General features: G+C 69.8%; 13 protein-coding genes, 2 tRNA genes and 2 pseudogenes. 10 read left to right on the top strand and 7 right to left on the bottom strand.

The genetic code is table 11. From position 1 onward, the window contains the following. Positions 1-68: 68 nt before the first annotated feature. From ABD793_RS17905 to ABD793_RS42710, 4 genes and pseudogenes are all read left to right on the top strand, one after another. Complete coding sequence (locus ABD793_RS17905) at positions 69-623, top strand: hypothetical protein (RefSeq protein ID WP_344861283.1); 555 nt, start codon at positions 69-71, stop codon at positions 621-623. Continuing rightward, positions 623-1,450 (top strand): DNA-methyltransferase, encoded by an 828-nt coding sequence (locus ABD793_RS17900; RefSeq protein WP_344861281.1) that lies wholly within the window; start codon positions 623-625, stop codon positions 1,448-1,450. The genes ABD793_RS17905 and ABD793_RS17900 overlap by 1 nt, the downstream gene beginning before the upstream one ends. Then, positions 1,447-1,668, top strand: coding sequence for a helix-turn-helix domain-containing protein (locus tag ABD793_RS17895; protein ID WP_344861279.1), 222 nt, complete (start codon positions 1,447-1,449; stop codon positions 1,666-1,668). Before ABD793_RS17900 ends, ABD793_RS17895 begins: the two co-directional genes overlap by 4 nt. 477 nt (positions 1,669-2,145) lie before the next feature. Then, a pseudogene (locus tag ABD793_RS42710) lies at positions 2,146-3,087 on the top strand (site-specific integrase); the annotation flags it as partial. Positions 3,088-3,341: 254 nt separating this feature from the next. On the opposite strand, the gene ABD793_RS17885 reads toward ABD793_RS42710, so the two are convergent. The 3 genes from ABD793_RS17885 to orn all read right to left on the bottom strand — a co-directional run bounded on the left by ABD793_RS17885 (position 3,342) and on the right by orn (position 4,389). Next, positions 3,342-3,414 (bottom strand) — tRNA-Lys (locus ABD793_RS17885). 216 nt (positions 3,415-3,630) lie between these two features. Continuing rightward, a tRNA-His gene (locus ABD793_RS17880) sits at positions 3,631-3,706 on the bottom strand. 74 nt (positions 3,707-3,780) lie between these two features. Continuing rightward, positions 3,781-4,389, bottom strand: coding sequence for an oligoribonuclease (gene orn / locus ABD793_RS17875; protein ID WP_344861276.1), 609 nt, complete (start codon positions 4,387-4,389; stop codon positions 3,781-3,783). Between the two features lie 118 nt (positions 4,390-4,507). Between orn and ABD793_RS17870 the strand changes: the two genes are divergently transcribed. Then, positions 4,508-6,052: a helicase HerA-like domain-containing protein gene (locus tag ABD793_RS17870; protein ID WP_344861274.1), complete on the top strand. Its 1,545-nt coding sequence runs from the start codon at positions 4,508-4,510 to the stop codon at positions 6,050-6,052. 138 nt (positions 6,053-6,190) lie between these two features. On the opposite strand, the gene ABD793_RS17865 is transcribed toward ABD793_RS17870, so the two are convergent. The 3 genes from ABD793_RS17865 to ABD793_RS17855 all read right to left on the bottom strand — a co-directional run bounded on the left by ABD793_RS17865 (position 6,191) and on the right by ABD793_RS17855 (position 9,676). Continuing rightward, the gene (locus ABD793_RS17865) at positions 6,191-7,384 is read right to left on the bottom strand and encodes a S1C family serine protease (protein ID WP_344861272.1); all 1,194 of its coding nucleotides are present in this window, start codon (positions 7,382-7,384) and stop codon (positions 6,191-6,193) included. 153 nt (positions 7,385-7,537) lie between these two features. After that, on the bottom strand, positions 7,538-8,860 hold the full coding sequence (locus ABD793_RS17860) for a M20 family metallopeptidase (protein ID WP_344861270.1): 1,323 nt from the start codon (positions 8,858-8,860) through the stop codon (positions 7,538-7,540). Between the two features lie 54 nt (positions 8,861-8,914). After that, on the bottom strand, positions 8,915-9,676 hold the full coding sequence (locus tag ABD793_RS17855; RefSeq protein WP_344861782.1) for a class I SAM-dependent methyltransferase: 762 nt from the start codon (positions 9,674-9,676) through the stop codon (positions 8,915-8,917). 165 nt (positions 9,677-9,841) lie between these two features. Between ABD793_RS17855 and ABD793_RS17850 the strand changes: the two genes are divergently transcribed. Further along, on the top strand, positions 9,842-10,750 hold the full coding sequence (locus tag ABD793_RS17850; RefSeq protein ID WP_344861780.1) for a DNA-3-methyladenine glycosylase family protein: 909 nt from the start codon (positions 9,842-9,844) through the stop codon (positions 10,748-10,750). Here ABD793_RS17850 and ABD793_RS17845 read toward each other — a convergent pair. Beyond that, a pseudogene (locus tag ABD793_RS17845) lies at positions 10,688-11,150 on the bottom strand (helix-turn-helix domain-containing protein); the annotation flags it as partial. The gene ABD793_RS17850 and the pseudogene ABD793_RS17845 overlap by 63 nt on opposite strands. 166 nt (positions 11,151-11,316) lie before the next feature. Here ABD793_RS17845 and ABD793_RS17840 point away from each other — a divergent pair. From ABD793_RS17840 to ABD793_RS17825, 4 genes are all read left to right on the top strand, one after another. Continuing rightward, positions 11,317-12,105, top strand: a complete 789-nt coding sequence (locus ABD793_RS17840) for a M50 family metallopeptidase (RefSeq protein WP_425548722.1) — start codon at positions 11,317-11,319, stop codon at positions 12,103-12,105. Positions 12,106-12,848: 743 nt separating this feature from the next. Then, complete coding sequence (locus ABD793_RS17835; RefSeq protein WP_344861267.1) at positions 12,849-13,049, top strand: hypothetical protein; 201 nt, start codon at positions 12,849-12,851, stop codon at positions 13,047-13,049. A 71-nt stretch (positions 13,050-13,120) separates the two neighbouring features. Further along, complete coding sequence (locus tag ABD793_RS17830; protein WP_344861266.1) at positions 13,121-14,353, top strand: aldehyde dehydrogenase family protein; 1,233 nt, start codon at positions 13,121-13,123, stop codon at positions 14,351-14,353. A 34-nt stretch (positions 14,354-14,387) separates the two neighbouring features. Continuing rightward, entirely contained in the window at positions 14,388-15,491 is a 1,104-nt protein-coding gene (locus ABD793_RS17825) for a dihydrofolate reductase family protein (protein WP_344861265.1), read from the top strand. Positions 15,492-15,590: the final 99 nt, after the last annotated feature.

Below are 15,590 nucleotides of genomic sequence, written 5' to 3'. Positions count from 1 at the left end.
CATCACGGAGTATCAAGTGATGTCGCATTGTTCCGTGTCTGTTTTAGCCAACAGTCACGGAGGCAGGAATGACCAATTGCGAAATATTCCCAGGAACTTCGAAGACGGGCCTCTCTGCTATTCCTGATGCTTCAGTGGACTGCTGTCTTGCTCGGCTGTCCGCGTCCGCGGTACCCGCGCATCAGGTGCGAGCCCTTGCCGGAGAACTCGATCGGATTTTGAGGCCGGAGGGATCGGCGTGGTTCAGTGTGGACGAGAGGTGCACTGCGGGCGGTCTTGACGGGTTGCCGTGGCGGGTCGCGTTCGCGCTCCAGAATGACGGCTGGCTTCTCCGCAACGCCGTCATCGTCGGCTCCGATGACGGCAAGTACGAAACTGTGCTCTTCTGTGTGAAGCAACGTGGCTATTACTTAGATTTGGCGGCAGCTCGCTCGGTGTTGGGGCCGGATCGCGGTGATGTCGTGCTGTCCGGACGAGCGGAACTCGCGGACCGGGTCGTGCTGGCGGCCTGTCCGGTCGGCGGGGTTGTTCTGGACTTGACGGACTGGCCGGAAGCACGGGCTGCTGCGGATCGTTGGGGGCGCAGGATTGCCCAGGCTCCGCGGGCAACGGCGGTGGCGTGATGTTGGTTTATGACGACGGGCAGGTGGCTCTGTACTGCGAGGACGCGGTCGTGGCGTTGCGGTGTCTGTCGGCCGGTTCAGTGGATTGTGTGGTGACGTCGCCGCCGTATTGGGGTTTGCGGGATTACGGGGTTGCCGGGCAGATCGGTGCCGAGGCGACGGTGAGCGAATATGTCGACCGGATTGTCGCTGTGTTCGACGAATTGGCGGTCGTGCTGGCGTCGTTTGGCTCGGTGTGGCTGAACTTGGGGGACAGCTACGGCGGCTCCTGGGGCAATTATGTCGCTGACGGTTCGGCGGCGCGCTCGGCGGCGAGGCGGTCGGGGTCGTTGTATGGCCGTCATCGTCCGCCGCAGGCGCGGCATCGGGCGAAGGATCTGGTCGGGGTTCCGTGGCGGGTCGGGCATGCGTTGCAGGATCGCGGCTGGGTCGTGCGTCGGTCGATCGTCTGGCACAAACCCAACGCACGTCCCGAGAGCGTCCGAGACCGGTTCTCCCACCGGTACGAGACGATCTTCGTGTTGACCCGGGACCGTCGAGACCTCGCTGAGACCGGCACCGAGACGTGGGCGGGACGGGACCTGTGGACGGTCTCGGCCGGCCGCAGCGGAGTGGGGCATCCGGCCGTGGGGACGGTGGAGATCGCCCGCCGATGCGTGCGGTCGGGGTGCCGGCCGGGCGGGACGGTGCTGGACCCGTTCTCCGGCAGCGGGACCACGGGTCTCGCTGCCCGAGAGCACCGATGCCGTTTCATCGGCATTGACCTCGATCCCGGCAGCCATCGGGTGGCGTTGCGGCGGCTCGTCCTCGACGAGGCGCAGTCGTGACAGCCGCGCGCGAGATGACGTTGGCGGAGGCGGCGGCGTTACCGGCGGTGGTGGATCTGATGACCGCGGCGCGTGCGTTGCGGATCCGGCGGACGACGGCGTATGCGCTGGCTCGCGCTGGCTCGTTCCCTTGCCCTGTTCTGCGGGTGGGCGGCGTGTATCGAGTTCCGACGGCGGGGTTGCTGCGGCTGCTGGGCGTCGATCACCTGATGCGGTGATCTCGCATCTGCTCGGGCTTCCCCGAGTGTGGGTCGCAGCGCGAGTATCGATGCCCGAGAAAACGCCCTGGTGGGTGATGGCCAAGACGAGAGGGGCGCGACGTGCCTGTCGCGAAGGGATCGGTGTTCCGGCGTTGTTCGTGCCGGGACGCGAGCGGGAAGTCGTTGGGCGGCGAGTGCCCGAAGCTGTCGAACCGGCGGCATGGGCAGTGGTTCTTCCGTATCGAGCTGCCATCTGATGCGGCGGGCAATCGGCGTCCGCGTCGTCGTGGCGGGTATGAGAGCGCGACGGATGCCGAGACTGGTCTCGGTCGTGTCCGGGACTTGCTCGCGATCGCGGGGGAGGAGGACGAGGAGACGCTGCGCAAGATCGGCGATCTGGTTGCTTCGGTGATCGCGGAGAAGCTGCCGTTGCCGGAGGTGGAGTCGGTGCGGAGGTTGGTGCGGGCGGCGGCGCCGGTGTTGGAGCATCCGTTGATGGACGAGGTGTTCGATGCGTTCCTGGTGTTGAAGAAGCGCACGGTGAGCCGGAACATGTATCGCTCTTACGAGTCGCATGTGCGGCTTTATCTTCGGCCGCATCTGGGGAAGGTCCGGCGGGACCGGTTGCGGGTGGGGCATCTGGACGCGATGTTCGAGGCGATCGTGGAGCGCAACGAGGTGATCGGCGAGTACCGCGCGAGCGGCGATCCGCGCAAGATCGCTGCGGTGAAGTGGCAGCGTCCGGTGGGGCCGTCGTCGCTGCACCGGATCAGGGAGTCGTTGCGGGCGATCTTGAGTCCTGCGGTGAAGGAGGGGTTGTTGGTGGTGAACGTGGCGAAGCTGGTGGAGTTGCCTGCGGCGGTGCGGCCGCGGCCGAAGTTGTGGACGCCGGAACGTGTCGCGCTGTGGCGGGAGACCGGAGAGGTCCCGTATCCGGTGATGGTGTGGACGGGGGAACAGACCGGAGAGTTCCTCGATTCCGCCATGAACCATCCGCTGTATCCGTTGTTCCATCTGGTCGCTTACACGGGGTTGCGGCGGGGCGAGGCGTGCGGTCAGCGCCGTTCGGACACCTTCCTGGACGCGGCGAGCCTGGAGGTGGCGAACCAGATCGTGCAGTACGGGTGGGAAACCGGGCAGAGCAAGCCCAAGACTCCCTCGTCAGAGGGCATTGTCGCGCTGGACCCGGACACTGTGCTGGTCTTGCGGGCGCACCTGGCGGATCAGGACGAGGCGAAAGCCCGGCTGGGCAGCGACTGGGTCGAGAGCGACTTGCTCTTCACCTGTCCCGACGGTCGGCCGCTGCATCCCGCGGACGTCGCGGACGAGTTCGCTCGCCTGATCCAGAAAGCGGGTCTCCCGCCGATCACGTTGCATGGGCTGCGGCACGGCGCGGCGACCCTCGCGCTCGGAGCGGGGGTGGACATGAAGGTGATCCAGCACATGCTCCGCCACTCGTCGATCAAGGTGACGATGGATCTCTACACCAACGTCGCCCGGGAAGTCGCCGCTGACGCTGCCCGCAAGCTCGCCGGCGCGATCCCGCGGAAGACAGCGCTGCACCCGGCCCGCGCTCTCGGGCTCCCCTCGGGCTCGCAGGAGACCACAATGGACAGTGCGGAACCGGAAGAAGCGTGTCCGGATAACACAAATCCCCAGGTCGAAAACTTCTCGAACCTGGGGAGTGAGGGTGCGCCATCAGGGACTCGAACCCCGAACCCGCTGGTTAAGAGCCAGCTGCTCTGCCAATTGAGCTAATGGCGCTTGGTGCTGGTCGCCGTGGTGTTCTCTCGGCGACGTGGGAAAGATTAGCAGGGCGTTCAGCCGGTGTTTCAGGGGGGTCCGGTTACCGGGGTGACGGGTGGCTGTGCAGGTCGGAAGGGGGCGGGGTGCTGGAGCCGGACGGCGGCGGAGGGCTTGCGGACACGAAAAACCCCAGTCCGCGCGGAGACTCGGGGAGTCTCGGACGGACTGGGGTGCTGGGGTGGACGACGGGGCTCGAACCCGCGACCTCCTGGACCACAACCAGGTGCTCTACCAGCTGAGCTACGCCCACCATCGGCTCAGGGATCCTGCGATCACCTTGCTGGCGGTAATCGTAGCGTGTCCTCGGCGCGGGGATTCAGCGGGTCACCTCCGGTGCCGTTCCTGCACTTCGGCGGCGGCGGCCTTGGCCTGGTCGCTGGTCGGGCCGGGCTGGGGGACGAAGGCGGCGCTGCGGTAGTAGTCGAGTTCGCTGATCGATTCGCGGATGTCGGCCAGTGCGCGGTGGGCGAGGCCCTTCTCCGGCTTGGCGTAGTAGATCCGCGGGTACCAGCGGCGGACGAGTTCCTTCACCGACGACACGTCGACCATGCGGTAGTGCAGGTGGCTGTCCAGCGCCGGCATGTCACGGGCGATGAAGCCGCGGTCGGTCGCGATGGAGTTGCCCGCGAGCGGGACGGTGCCGGGGTCGGGGATGAACTCGCGCAGGTAGGCGAGCACTCGCTGCTCGGCCTCGGCCAGCGTCACCGTGGACGCCCGGACCTCGTCGGTGAGGCCGGACTTCGCGTGCATGTCGTGCACGACCTCGGGCATGCCGTCGAGGAAGGTGTCGTCGGCGTGGATGACGATGTCCACCCCGTCGCCGAGCACGTTCAGGTCGGCATCGGTCACCAGTGCGGCTATTTCGATCAACGCGTCCTTGCCGAGGTCGAGCCCCGTCATCTCGCAGTCGATCCAGACAAGATGGTCGCTCACCTGTAGCACCCTAACCCGACACGGTGATGTCGACGGCGTTACCTGGGCTTCCGGCGCGTTACGCTCGCCCCGGCCAGGTGCAGCGGGTGATTTCGGACTCGGGAACGGGGTGTGGCAGATGGCCGGGCAGACGTCGGGACCAGCGGCGGAGATCGCACAGGGGTACGCGAGCGAGGGGACCGCGGTCGAGCTGGGTGCCGTGGTGATCGACGGGAAGACGGAGTCCTCGGCGGCGGTCCGGCTGCCGCTGGCCACGCTGAACCGGCACGGCCTGGTCGCGGGCGCGACCGGGACCGGCAAGACCAAGACCTTGCAGCTGCTCTCGGAGCAGCTGTCCGCGGCCGGGGTACCGGTGGTGCTCGCCGATGTGAAGGGTGATCTGTCGGGGCTGTCTGCGGCAGGCGAGGAGAACGACCGGCTGGCCAAGCGGGCCGAGGAGCTGGGCGACGACTGGGCACCGGAGGCGAGTCCGGTGCAGTACCTGTCGCTGGGCACCGGGGGCAAGGGCTCGCCGATCCGCGCGACGATCACCAGTTTCGGCCCGGTGCTGCTGTCGAAGGTGCTCGGCCTGAACGAAACGCAGGAGTCGACGCTCGGCCTGATCTTCCACTGGGCCGACCAGCGCGGTCTGGCGCTGCTGGACACCAAGGACCTGCGGTCCGTCATCACCCACCTGACCAGTGACGAGGGCAAGGCGGACCTCAAGGGCATCGGCGGGGTGTCCGCGGCCACCGCAGGGGTGATCCTGCGCGCACTGTCCAATCTGGAGGCCCAAGGCGGCGAGGAGTTCTTCGGCGAGCCCGAACTCGACGTGCACGACCTGATGCGCCTGCAGGACGGCAACGGGGTGATCACCTTGCTGGAACTGGACAATCTGCAGTCGAAACCGGCGTTGTTCTCCACCTTCCTGATGTGGCTGCTGGCGGAGCTGTTCGAGGAACTGCCCGAGGAAGGCGATCTCGACCAGCCGAAGCTGGTGTTCTTCTTCGACGAGGCGCACCTGTTGTTCTCCGACGCGTCGAAGGCGTTCCTCGAGCGCATCGAGCAGACCGTGAAGCTGATCCGGTCGAAGGGCGTCGGCGTCTTCTTCTGCACACAGCTGCCGACGGACATCCCGAACAACGTGCTCTCCCAGTTGGGTGCCAGGGTGCAGCACGCGTTGCGCGCCTTCACTCCGGACGATCAGAAGGCGCTGGCCAAGACGGTCAAGACGTATCCGAAAACCCCGCACTACGACCTCGAGACGGCGTTGACGTCCCTGGGTACCGGGGAAGCGATCGTCACCGTGCTGTCCGAGCGCGGGGCGCCGACCCCGGTGGCCTGGACGCGATTGCGCGCGCCGCGGTCGAAGATGGGTTCGGTGGGTGCGGACGCGATCGCGTCCGCCGTCGCGTCGTCCGATCTGCACGCGAAGTATGCGGAGACGATCGACCGGGAGTCGGCGTACGAGAAGCTGACCGCGAAGGTGGCGGCAGCGGAGGAAGCGGCACCGGCCAAGCCGGACAAGGCGGCACCGGCGCCCGCGGACAAGGCGGAGAAAGAGGAGCCGGGGTTGATCTCGCAGGCGATCAGCAATCCGGCGGTCAAGTCGTTCATGCGGTCGGCCGCGAGTTCGCTCGGCCGGGAGATCAGCCGCGGGCTGTTCGGCAACCGCCGGCGGTGACCTCCGCTGCCACGACATGGTGAAGGCCGTTCTCCCCGGGCCCCGATTCCCGCGGAGAACGGCCTTCAGCCACCTCAGTGCCCCGACCGCTGAGGTGCGGGACGGGCCGCCCCGACCGCGGTCCGTCCCCGGTCCGGATCAGTCGTTCACGATCTGGTCCACGATCTTCTTCGCGTCGTCGATCGGGATGGCGAAGCCGATACCGACGCTGCCCGCCGAGCCGCCGGCCGACGCACCGGGGCTGTAGAGCGCGGAGTTGATGCCGATCACCTGGCCCTGGGCGTTGACGAGCGCGCCACCCGAGTTGCCCTGGTTGATCGAGGCGTCCGTCTGGATCGCGGTGTAGCTGGGGCCGGAGGTCTCGTTCGAGGTCTGCTGCCCGAACGGGGTTTCCTGCTGCGGTCCGTCGCCGTTGCCGACGTCGGAGAGCGGCCGGTTCAGCGCGCTGACGATGCCGGTGGTCACCGTGTTCTGCAGCCCGCCGGGCGAGCCGATCGCGATGACTTCCTGGCCGACGGCGAGCTTGCCGGAGTCGCCGAGGGTCGCGGCGGTGAGCCCGCCGGCCCCCTGCGCCTGCAGGACCGCGATGTCGCCCTTCGTGTCCGATCCGACGACGGTGGCCTGGTACTTCTTGCCGTCCGACGTGGTGATCGTGACGTTCCGGGCGCCCTCGACCACGTGTGCGTTGGTGAGGATCCGGCCGTCGGAGGTGAGAATGACGCCGGAGCCGATCGCCTCGCCCTGCGCGGTGGTCACGTTGACCTGCACCACGCTGGGCACGACCTTCGCGGCGACCTCGCTCACGTCACCGGAGGACGTCGTGGTGCTGACCGTCTGCCCGGTGGTGGACGACGACCCGGCCGCCGCGGCGTCGCCGCCGGTGAGCCCGACGATCGCCGCCCCGGCCCCGCCCCCGACGAGCGCGGCGGCGAGTGCCGTCGCACCGACGAGGGCAGTAAGCCGCCCGCGACGCTTCCGCGGCGCCCCGGCGAGCGCAACCGGCACCTGCCCGGCGTGCGGCGCCGGCTGCGGCCCGGGGTGTACTGCCGTGGCCTGGCCTGCGTAGGGCTGCCCGGGACCCGGTTGTGACGGGTGGCCGGGATGCGGGTTGTTCTGCGGAGCCGACGGCCGGCCGAGGTGCGGAGCCGACGCCGGGGTTGCCGGGAGCTGCCCGGAGGGCGGCGTGGGGGTCTGTCCGGGCGAGAACGGGTACGGCCCGGCCTGCGGCCGGTATCCGTACTGGCCGTCCCGGCCGTACTGCTGCGCACTGCTCTGGTGCGGCTGGTGCCCACCGGTGGCGGCGGGGCCGGGCCGGCTCTCGTTCTCGCTCATGGGTCAAGATTCGCGCCCGTGCTTGTGAGAATCCTGTGGAAATACCTTGGGCTTTGCTGAGAAGAATCAGCTGAGAATCCTCAGCAGGCCCTCAGTCGGACGGCCGCCACCGTCCCGTCGCTGCGTCCGGCCGGACGGGGCGGCCGCGGAATGTCAGTCGAAGAAGGCGGGTACGTCCAGCGCCCCTCCGGCAGCCTCGAACTCGTCGTGTACCGCCTTCCGCAGTTCTGCGTCGGCCAGGTAGTCCGCCGCGGTCAACGCGAGCCCGAGTGCACCGTCGACCACTGCCTTGTCTCCCGTGGGGGATCCGGCTGCCGCGGCGAACTCCTTGGTGTGCAAGGCGACCGTCGGTTCGGAGACGGCGATCATCGGGTGCAGGGCAGGCATCCGGTACGACAGGTTGCCCAGATCCGTCGACCCGGTGAGGAACTCCGGCACGACGCCGGGGGGCAGCGGGGTGCGCCCCGTGCCGGTTTGGTTGACCGACCACCGTCCGGCCAGCGCGGTGTTGAACCGGATCGGCAGGTACGCCGGCTGCGCGTCCCAGCGCAATTCGACGCCGCAGCCGGTCATCTCGGCCGCGCCGTGCGCGATCGCGGTCATCCGGCGGGCCAGGTCGCGCAAGGTCTCGGGATCTGCCGAACGCAGGTAGAACAGCAACGCCGCGCGCGCCGGGATCACGTTGGGCCGCGCGCCGCCGTCGGTGAAGACGCCGTGCACCCGGTCGGTCGACGGCAGTTGCTGGCGCAGCCCGGAAACGCCCTGGTACGCGGCCACTGCGGCATCGAGTGCGTTGCGCCCCATGAACGGTTGCGCGGATGCGTGCGCGCCGACGCCGTGGAACACCATCTCCAGCTGACGTCGTCCCAGGAACGGGTGCAGCGCGATGTCGTGGCTGAACGGGTGCAGCATGATCACCGCGTCCACGTCGTCGAACACGCCCGCGCGGGCGAGCGTTTCCTTGCCACCACCGCCCTCCTCCGCGGGCGTACCGACCAGCGAGACCCGCCCGCCGAGCCGCTCGGCGACCACTGCCGCACCGAGGAACCCGCCGGCCCCGGCCGTGCAGATGACGTTGTGCCCACAGCCGTGTCCGAGCCCTGGCAACGCGTCGTATTCGGAAAGCACCGCGAGGTGCGGACCGCCGTGGTCGGCCGTGCCGGTACGCAACGCCGTGTCCAAACCGCCCAGCCCCACGGTCACCTCGTGGCCGTGCGCACGCAGCAACTCGGCCAGCGCCGCGACGGACCGGTGCTCGGCGAAGCCTTCCTCCGGATGTGCGTGCAGGTCCTGGCTGAGCGCGACCAGTTCGGCCGCCCGCGCCCGCACTTCCTGCTCGACGGCGGTGCGGACTTCCGCAGGGGCCCCGGTGTATTCGGAACCGAGCGGTTCGGCTGAGGTCACGGCCTCGGCGGTGGCCTCGAGCAGGGCGCGCAGATGGCTGTCGTCGGGCGGGATGGGCGCGGCGTGGGTCATGCGGCGAATGCTAACGCCAAAACCGGCGGGGCCGGTGACCGTCCGGGCTCGTGATCACGCAGCCGCCACCTGCCCGGAGACGAGCTGGGCGAGCCCGAAGTACCGCTCCCGCACGTGCCGGAAGCCGCGGGCGCGCAGTCCCGCCGCGATCTCGCCACGGTCGAACATCCGCTGCCCGCTGAGGATTCCGCCTGCGGTGTCCGCGAACCTGGCCGGCTGCCAGTCCCGGCGCGCGCTCGTGAGCAGTGCGATCCGCCCGCCGGGGCGCAGGATCCGGGTGAACGAGTCGAGCGCCCGTTCCGGCTCGGTGAACATGTGCAGTGCGGCGAAGCAGCAGATCGCATCCACAGTGGACGATTGCAGTGGCGGCTCGACGGCGTCCGCACGAAGGTAGACGGCTGCGGGCGGACCGGATTCCTCAAGAGCGCGCGACAGCATGCCGCGTGCGCCGTCGAGGCCGATCGCGAGTCCCTTGCTGCCCACCGCGTCCCCGAACGCGCGGGTGAACCGTCCGGTGCCGCACGCGACGTCCAGCACGACCTCGCCCGGACGCAGGTCGAGGAGCTCCCTCGCAAGCCGCACTTCGCCGGCCATGCTGGGGCCGGCCAGGCCTTTCAGTGCCCGGCCGAGCACCGGTCGCCAGTAGTGCTCGTAGATCCGCGGCAGCAGTGCGGTGCTCATGAGGCGCTGGGTGAGCCCGGTGGCGGGACCGGCCGGTGGTGCCGCGCCGAGGACGTCGACGAAGCCGTTGGTCGCGGTGGCTGGTTCGCGCACCAGTGCGGCGAGCCGCTGCCGGGCGCTCGGTTGCTCGGGCACGGGCGTCCTCTCGGGTCGGATACCGGCAGTATGCCGCCGGTCCAGCCACTCGTTCGAGTGAAGATTTACCCGATCAGACGTTCGAGACCGCGCAGTGTCGGTACCCCTTCCTAACGTCGTCAGCACGGTCGCCGACCCGCGGAGGCCAGTGAGGAGGACCTGCTGATGACTGCCCCGATCCTGCGTCCGATCGATCTGCCGGTCGGCGAGATCACCGTGCACGGAGCCTTCGACCTGGCCGCCGCGGCGCGCCGGTTCGCCCCGTCCGGATTGCCCGAACCAGGTGTGCTGGCCTTGGCGTTCCCGGTGGAAGGCGTCTGGAGCCATGCCGGCGCGGTGATCCGGCAGAGATCGCCCGGCACGGTGTCGGTCGAGGTGGTCGCACCGGTGGACGTGGCCGACCGGGTGGTCGGGCAGGTGAGCCGGATGCTGTCCCTGGACGCCGATCCGTCGGGCTTCCCAGCGGTCGCCGCACGTGACTCCGTGGTGCGGCGGCTGGTGTCCCGCCACCCGGGGGTGCGTCCGGTGCTGCATCCGTCGCCGTACGAGGCGGCCTGCTGGGCGGTGCTCGTCCAGGGGATGCGGGCCGCGCAGGCGACGCGGTTCCGGGAGCGGCTCGTCGCGCGGCACGGCCGGGTCGTCGAGCACGCCGGTGTCCGGATGCTGTCGTTCCCGGCGCCGTCCGTGCTGGCCGGACTGTCCGATGAGCCTGGGCTCGGGCAGTTCCGCCTCGCGCGGCTCCGGGCGGTGGCGAAGGCGGCGGGCAAAGGGCGGCTCGACGCGGGGGAGCTGCGCGCGTTGCCCGTTGCCCGCGCTTTGGCTCAGCTGTGCGCGATTCCGGGGATCGGCGCGTTTTCCGCAGAGCAGATCCTGCAGCACGGAGCGGGACATCCGGACCTGTTCCCCCGCACGGACACTCAGCTCCACCAGGTCCTGCGTGCGGAGTACGCACTGCCGCCGGACACGCCGGTCCCGGAACTCGAGCCGTTGGCCGACGACTGGCGCCCGTACCGGTCGTGGGTCGCCCATCTTTTCCGGATTGATCGCCAGTCGCGGCGGCGGGCGGAGGAGTGATCGCGGAAGCCGGTAGTTCTTCGACGGGGTCGCCAACTGGTGATCCCGTGTCGGCACCAGCGCGCCGTCCACGATCGCCACCGCATCCACCCGGCGAGTGCGGGCCGGCACCAACGCCAGCAGCGGACCGACCGTGTCGATCACCCGATGCGCCGCCGAATGCGACACCCCGAACAACGTGGTGATTTGACGCATCGCCCGCGTTCGCCCGCCAGTAGGTCGCCACCGGCAGCACCCGATCTGCTAGCGGCAACGCCCACTGCCGGCCCGTACGACCGTCCGCGATGTTGTCCCCGTGGTGCTTCGCGACCAGCCGCACGAGCTTGCGGAGCTGGTCCGGCTGCAGCCCGGTGAACGGGGCAATCCACTTCGGCCGCGGCGCTGTGATCACCTGCGCCACAACAACGTGATCAAGTACCGGTCCGGCACCGGGGTTGCGAGACAACCCCTCAGGAGAAAGGAAGGGCTGCCATGGAATGAGACACGCCTATATCGAACGGCTGCGGTCGGCACGTGTCCGGGCGCTCACAAGGGCCAGATGTGCCCTGTGGTGAGGTGTCGGCGTGATGATGCGTGTGCTCGCTGTTTCGTCCGCTCTGCCTGTCCGTCCGGCTGCCGGAGACCTCTCCGGCGCCGCTGCGGCGGCGGACACGGGGGCGGTCGGGGCGGCGTTGGAACAGGCGAACACGCCGAGCGTGATCACGCTGGTCACGGGTGGTGTCGCGTTGCTGGTCGTACTTGCCGGCGGGACGCCGTGGCGACTTGCGCGCAACGTCGTCACCATCGTCCACGAGGCGGGCCACGCACTTGCGGCGGTGCTGGTCGGGCGTCGCCTGCGGTCGATCCGGCTGCACTCGGACACCTCCGGCGTGACGGTGTCGCGTGGCAGACCCGACGGGCCGGGCATGGCGTTCACCGCGATGGCGGGGTATGTCGCGCCTTCGGTGCTGGGCCTGCTGTTCGCGAGTCTCGTCGGTGCGGACCTGATCACCGCGGTGCTGGTGCTGATCGCGCTGTTGCTGCTGGGTGTGCTGGTCATGGTGCGCAACGCCTACGGGGTGTTCTCGGTGGTCGCCAGCGCGGTCGTGCTGGGGCTCGTGGCACTGGTGGCGCCGACGGTCGTGCAGGCACCGTTCGTATACCTGCTGACCTGGTTCCTGTTGTTCGGCGGGATCCGGCCACTGGTGGAGCTGCAGGTCAAACGGCGCCTCGGGCAGGCCCGTGACTCCGACGCCGACCAGCTGGGCAGGCTTACCGGCGTGCCACCGGTGCTGTGGGTGCTGGTGTTCGGGGTCCTCACCGTCAGCTGCGTCATCGCGGGCGGGCTGTGGTTGCTGCAACCGCTGGCGTCCTGACCACCGGACCGGCTCGCGCCATGCCTGCCCCTGCCCGAGACGGCCGCTACTCCGAGACGTTCGCTGCCCCTGCTCCGAGACGTTCGCTGTCCGGGACCGTCCCTGCCCCGGGACCGCCGCTGCCCCAGGACCGCCGCTGCCCCGAGACAGCCGCGCCACGGGGCGGGTCCTGCCCGGGGCGACCCAGTGCAGCCCAGTGCCTGCCCCGCGGTCGACAGCTACCACGGCGAGCCGCGATTGCCCAGGTGACCGACTCGGGCCGACCGGCGACCGGCGGCAACCGCGGTGACCGACTCCGGCCGTCTGACAACCGGCGGCAACCGCGGCGATTGCCCAGGTGACCGACTCCGGCCGGCCGGCGACCGGCGGCAACCGCGGTGACCGACTGTGGCCATCTGGCGACCGGTGTGGTTGGCACGGTGACCGGCCGCTGCCTCGGGGACCGGCGGCTGCCGCCGCGGTCGGCTGCGGTGGTCTGCTGACCGGCGGTGTCCGGGGGCTGGCGGGGGCTACCCGGTGGCCCGAACTGTTGGACCGGTGTGGCTCGGAGAGGAGGGCTACGCCGACCACAGCGCGAGTGACGGTGGTCTTGCACGCGGAGCGTTGGGCGGGTGCAGGCGGCTGGGTTCTTGAGCCGTAGCCCTGTGGGCTGACGGCCACCGGGTCCACGGCCTCGTGGGTCCACAGGTCCCCACAAGTCCACAGGTCCCCACAAGTCCATGGGTCCACAGGTCCATGGGTCCATGGGTGCGGTGATTGCGGCTCGTCTGCGTGCCGTCGGCTCGGCTACTGCGGCCCTGGTGATCGTCGACGTGGCTGCGCCGTGTGGCGGTGGGCTGGCTGTGGTGGGGCTGGTTGTGGCGGGGCTGCGGATCGTGGTGGCACGGTGGCTGTTCGTGGTGGTGTGCTGGCTGCCGGGGGCGGAGGTGTGTCCCGAGGGGTGAGCCCGTCGTCTTTCGATGTGGGCGGATGCGGCAGACTGGGTGTCTGCCTGAGCTGCGGAGGGAGCAAGACGATGGACGAAGTCGCGAAGGCCGTCGAGGAGTGTGCGCGGGCGGCGAAGGTGGCTGCGCCGTCGTTGGGTGCTGCCGGCGGCGATGCGGTGGACGCGGCGCTTCTCGGGATGGCGGAGCGGCTGGTCTCGCATCGGGACGAGGTGCTCGAGGCCAACCGGGCCGATGTCGGGCGGGCGCAGGCGGACGGGATGAGCGCCGGGCTGCTCGACCGGCTCACCATCACCCCCGAGCGGCTCGACGGCATGGCCGGGCAGTTGCGCCTGCTGGCCGCGGCGCCGCACCAGGAGCGGTCTGTCGAGGTGTCCACATTGGACGACGGACTGCGGCTGGTCGAGCGGCGCCGTCCGGTCGGGGTGATCGGCGCCAACTACGAGGCCCGGCCGAACGTGACCGTCGACGTGGCTTCGCAGCTGGTGAAGTCACGCAATGGCGGCGTGCTGCGCACTGGCTCGGCGGCGCTGGGTTCCGCGCAGCGGCTGCGGGACACGGTCATCGCGCCCGCACTCGCGGCGGCCGGGATCGATCCCGACGTGGTGCAGCTCGTGCCGCGGGTGGAGCGTGAGGCGGCGTCGGCGCTGGTGCGGTTGCCGGAGCTGGTGCCGCTGGTGATCCTGCGTGGCAGCGGCGACAGTACCCGTGCGCTGGCCACCGAGGCCGCGGTGCACGGTGTGCGCACGCTGGCCCACGCGGACGGCGGCGGCGTGCTGTACGTCGACGTCGCGGCGGAAGCCGGAAAGGCGCGCGATCTGGTGTACGCGAGCCTCGACCGGCTCGGCGTGTGCAACCGGCTGAACCTGCTGCTGATCCACGAGGACGTGCACGACGCAGTGTGGCCGCAGATCGAGTCGGCGCTGGCCGAGCGCGGGGTCACGCCTTCGCTTTCGCCGCACGAGCACCCGATCGGCTACGAGTGGGCGCTCGATTCGGATCGGGAGGCGACCGTCACGGTGGAAAGGGTGGGCAGCCTCGCCGACGCCGTCGAAATCGCGAACGAGCGCACGTCCGGTCTCGCGGCGGGGATCGCTACCGAGAACCCGGACGCGGCCGACGCGTTCTTCGACGGTTACACCGGCACGGGCGTGTTCTGGAACGCACCCACCCGGCTGCTCGACGGGTTCAAACTGCTCGCCGTGCCGGAAACCGGGATCAACCTGGACCGCGTCCCCGGGCCGCGGGGACCGGTGACCTACACCGACCTGTACGTGCGCCAGTACGCCGTGCTGCCGGCGTGACCACCGGCATGGCCTGCTCGAGCGGGCGGGTGCGATGAACCGGCCACACGTCCTGCTCTCCGCCGCGCAGTCGCTCGACGGTTATCTCGACGACGCGAGCGGCACCCGGCTGCTGTTGTCCAATGAGGACGATTTCGCCGAGGTGGACCGGCTGCGCGCGGAAGCCGACGCGATTCTCGTCGGCGCCGGCACGGTGCGGGCGGACAACCCGCGGCTGCTGGTGCGCTCACCGGAACTACGCCAGGCGCGGATCGCGGCGGGCCGGCCGGAACAGCCGATGAAGGTCACTGTCACCGGAAGCGGCAAGCTCGATCCGGAGTCGCGATTTTTCACCGTGGGAGACGCACCGAAGCTGGTCTACACGGCACCGGGCACCGCCGCCGACGGATGGGGTACGGCCGCGACAGTCGTCGACAGCGCTCCGCCGCGGCTGGAGCACATCCTCGACGACCTGGGCAAGCGCGGTGTGCAAAAGCTGCTGGTGGAGGGCGGCTCAGCGGTGCACACCGCGCTGCTCGACGCCGGCCTTGCCGACGAGCTCCGGCTCGCGATTGCGCCGATCGTGGTCGGCGACCCGCGGGCGCCGCGATTCCTCGGCACGGGCGCGTTCCCGCGGCCGCTGGCGCTCACCGAGGCGCGGCGGCTCGGAGACGTCGTGGTGCTGCACTACCGTGCGGCCGCCGAACCGTCGTCGCTCGACGTGCTGCGGCTGCGGCAGGCAATCGAGCTCGCCGGCCAATGTCCGCCGAGCTCGACGTTCCGGGTCGGCGCGGTGATCGGGCTGCCCGACGGCACGGTGCTGGCCACCGGGCATTCGGGCGAAGGCGATCCGCGCAACCACGCCGAAGAGGCGGCGCTGGCGAAGCTCGAACCCGGCGATCCGCGGCTCGCGGCCGCGACCATGTACAGCTCGCTGGAGCCGTGCAGCGCCCGTGCGTCGCATCCGAAGAGCTGCACGCAGCTGATTCTCGAGACTGCGATCCCGCGGGTGGTCATGGCATGGCGTGAGCCGTCGCTGTTCGTCGAGGCCGAAGGCGTGGAGCAGCTCCTCGCGGCCGGCCGGCAGGTGATCGAGGTGCCGGCCCTCGGCGCGGACGTTCGCCGCGCCAACACACACCTGCCGGGTGTCCGTCCCTGAGGCTCACCGCCCCGGCGCGCACTTGCTGGTGTTCGTTCTGGGGGTTCGTTGTGCTGGTGCGTGCCTGCCGGGTGTTCGTCTGGGGGTTCGCTGTGCTGG

The sequence above is a fragment of the Amycolatopsis ultiminotia genome, assembly GCF_039536925.1.
GTDB classification, from domain to species: Bacteria; Actinomycetota; Actinomycetes; order Mycobacteriales; family Pseudonocardiaceae; genus Amycolatopsis; species Amycolatopsis ultiminotia.
This window is presented reverse-complemented; position numbering and strand designations above follow the sequence as displayed.

Excerpts from the sequence above, each read along its gene's own strand:
- ABD793_RS17905 (WP_344861283.1), top strand. The coding sequence starts at position 69 with ATGACCAATTGCGAAATATTCCCAGGAACTTCGAAGACGGGCCTCTCT.
- ABD793_RS17900 (WP_344861281.1), top strand. The coding sequence starts at position 623 with ATGTTGGTTTATGACGACGGGCAGGTGGCTCTGTACTGCGAGGACGCG.
- ABD793_RS17870 (WP_344861274.1), top strand. The coding sequence starts at position 4,508 with ATGGCCGGGCAGACGTCGGGACCAGCGGCGGAGATCGCACAGGGGTAC.
- ABD793_RS17865 (WP_344861272.1), bottom strand. The coding sequence starts at position 7,384 with ATGAGCGAGAACGAGAGCCGGCCCGGCCCCGCCGCCACCGGTGGGCAC.
- ABD793_RS17860 (WP_344861270.1), bottom strand. The coding sequence starts at position 8,860 with ATGACCCACGCCGCGCCCATCCCGCCCGACGACAGCCATCTGCGCGCC.
- ABD793_RS17850 (WP_344861780.1), top strand. The coding sequence starts at position 9,842 with ATGACTGCCCCGATCCTGCGTCCGATCGATCTGCCGGTCGGCGAGATC.
- ABD793_RS17840 (WP_425548722.1), top strand. The coding sequence starts at position 11,317 with ATGATGCGTGTGCTCGCTGTTTCGTCCGCTCTGCCTGTCCGTCCGGCT.
- ABD793_RS17835 (WP_344861267.1), top strand. The coding sequence starts at position 12,849 with ATGGGTGCGGTGATTGCGGCTCGTCTGCGTGCCGTCGGCTCGGCTACT.
- ABD793_RS17830 (WP_344861266.1), top strand. The coding sequence starts at position 13,121 with ATGGACGAAGTCGCGAAGGCCGTCGAGGAGTGTGCGCGGGCGGCGAAG.
- ABD793_RS17825 (WP_344861265.1), top strand. The coding sequence starts at position 14,388 with ATGAACCGGCCACACGTCCTGCTCTCCGCCGCGCAGTCGCTCGACGGT.